Source organism: Acinetobacter sp. YH12251 (genome assembly GCF_013417465.1).
Taxonomy (GTDB): domain Bacteria; phylum Pseudomonadota; class Gammaproteobacteria; order Pseudomonadales; family Moraxellaceae; genus Acinetobacter; species Acinetobacter amyesii.
This window is the reverse complement of the sequence record NZ_VPDZ01000048.1, coordinates 1-2,486: the sequence shown is the minus strand read 5'-3', so window position 1 is coordinate 2,486 and position 2,486 is coordinate 1. Positions and strand designations below refer to the sequence as shown.

Annotated in this window: 1 protein-coding gene and 2 pseudogenes; 1 reads left to right on the top strand and 2 read right to left on the bottom strand. The window is 56.0% G+C overall.

Annotation, left to right across the window (positions count from 1 at the left end):
- Window positions 1-743: 743 nt before the first annotated feature.
- Window positions 744-1,304: pseudogene (locus tag FTV27_RS16950) on the top strand (tyrosine-type recombinase/integrase); the annotation flags it as partial.
- Here the strand turns inward: FTV27_RS16950 and FTV27_RS17420 are convergent.
- A pseudogene (locus FTV27_RS17420) lies at window positions 1,301-1,543 on the bottom strand (conjugal transfer protein TraG); the annotation flags it as partial. The pseudogenes FTV27_RS16950 and FTV27_RS17420 overlap by 4 nt on opposite strands.
- A 131-nt stretch (window positions 1,544-1,674) precedes the next feature.
- Window positions 1,675-2,486: LysR family substrate-binding domain-containing protein (locus FTV27_RS16945; protein ID WP_159139002.1), on the bottom strand; the 812-nt coding region annotated here is incomplete at its 5' end.

Below are 2,486 nucleotides of genomic sequence, written 5' to 3'. Positions count from 1 at the left end.
TGTTCAAATGGCGATTCAGCGTTTAATTGGTTTTGGGAAAAAAGAAGAGTTTAAGGAAATTTTGGCAATTTTAAGAAAGCAGAATCCTGATAGGATAAGGGTTCTGTGAAATTTGTCGTGTACAGAGTATAATAATAATAATCGAGCATGAGTCTCATACGGATGCTCGGGTCGAAAGGGAATCCCCAGGCGAGTAACCTGTTTGCGGTGATCCATTAGCTGCAGGAGCAGAAGAGCATACATCTGGAAGCAAAGCCAGGAAAGCGGCCTATGGAGCTGTGCGGCAGCGCTCAGTAGGCAATTTTTCAAAATATTGTTAAGCCTTTTCTGAGCATGGTATTTTTCATGGTATTACCAATTAGCAGGAAAATAAGCCATTGAATATAAAAGATAAAAATGTCTTGTTTACAATAAAGTGGGAATAATTCGGGCCTATCCGAACGCCGCCGGCGGCCGCCGATCACCGCACGCAAGTAACTGAAATCATTAATTAAATATACTGCCGTCTATCGCGGTCTATCGCGGGGCAAGCCTCGCAATAGACGGTATGGCTGACGGTATGGCGACTCTTGCCGCATCGCCAAAACGAATATACCGTCAGGGGTAAGAGAGCTTCTGACGGTATTTTTTCTGTCTTATTCCCTTGATAATAATAGGAAATTTGCCATTCAGGTAGGCCAATTTGGGCCTGACGGTATATCGGGCGGCTCTCAGGCGTTTTTGAACGATCTCGGAGGGTCGAAATGCTGACTGACGCTGGCATCAAAGCACTGAAGCCAAAGAATAAATTATATAAGGTCGTAGACCGTGACGGTATGTACGTCGTGGTCAATCCCTCGGGGGCGGTCGTGTTCCGGTATGACTACCGCCTCAACGGGCGTCGGGAGACTTTGACGCTGGGCCGCTACGGCGCTTCCGACCTGTCGCTGGCGCGGGCGCGCGAGAAACTGATCGACGCCAAGCGCGCCATACTTGAAGGACGGTCGCCCGCCCGAGAGAAGCAACGCGAGAAGCGCCGCATCAAAGAGGCAAAGAGCTTCGGCGAGTTTGGCGAACGCTGGTTGCTGGAGGCGAAGATGGCCGACAGCACCCGCGCGATGCGCCGCTCGATCTATGAGCGGGACATTCTTCCGACCTTTCGGAATCGTCTGCTGACGGAAATCAGCCCCGACGATCTCCGCGCCATGTGCGCCAAGGTGAAGGCACGGGGAGCCCCGGCAACAGCCGTCCACGTCCGCGACATTGTGAAGCTCGTTTATGCCTTCGCGATCCTGCACGGGGAAAAGGTGCCGAACCCGGCCGATACCGCGATGATGCCGCCCTCGACGAAGATAGCGGGCGCGTAGGCGTCGAAGGAAAACCACCACCAGAAGAAGGCCGGCGGATAATAGACCGGCAGGCCCGCCAGATCGAACCATGGCGCTCCAAGCTGGGGCTGGAAGCCGAGGCGAAAGGCAACCCATTGCGTCGCCGCCCACGTCATCACCAGAACGATGGTGATGACTACGGCGATCTGACCCCAAAGGATTCGGCCTCCGCGCAATGCAGGCTCCAGTCGGCAAAAGAGACGGAGCCGATCAGAGAGTAGGCAAAATCGGGACGGGCAACAGGAAAGAGGATGCCGGAGGGCTGCCGGATACTATCGGCGGCAAATAGGATGGATCGCCTGTGCCGTTATCGTGCCGGTCGAGTGCCATCCAGGAAACGATTGGGCGAATCGCCGTCACGCTTCATTTTGCCTGCGAGGTTGAGTAGATTTTTCAGTGCGGAGTTGCGATTGAACGGCGACCAGACGGCTGTAAAGGCAACCGGCTCCGGTTCATCGAGGAAGGGCAGGAAGACGATGCCGGTCGTCGGCAACAATGACGTTGCCTCGCCGACGATAGTGATGCCGAAGCCTTGTCCGACCATAGATAGCAGCGTGTCGCGCCCCACATCAAAGCGCCGGATCGACGGTGCGGGCCAACGCCCGGCAAGGCGCAGCACGATATGGTCATGGACCTGCGGGCCGGTGCCACCATAGCGAACAATGAAAGTCTCGCCGACCAGATCGGACCAAGTGATTGCGGACTGCCCGGCGAGGCGATGCCCATCCGATAGCACGGCCACCAGCGGTTCGGTCCAGATCGGTCGGGTATGGCAGTCGGGCATCTCGGGCTTGCCCGCGACGAACACCACGTCGAGCTGGTCAGCACGAAGCTGCATCACCGCATCGCGGGCTGTGCCTTCGGTGATCTCAACCTCAATGCCCGTATGTTCTTCCCGATAATGACGGATCAGCTCCGTGAGAAAGCTGCGTGGGATTAAGGCATGGATGCCGATGCGAAGCCGGCCGTATTCTCCTTGAGCTGTCATGCCTGCGGTCTTCACTGCGTGATCGAGTTGATCGACACCCGCCGTGACACGCTCCATGAAGTGCCTGCCTGCGTCTGTTAGCCGAACGCCCCGCGCATGGCGCTCAAATAGCAGGACACCAAGGTTATCCT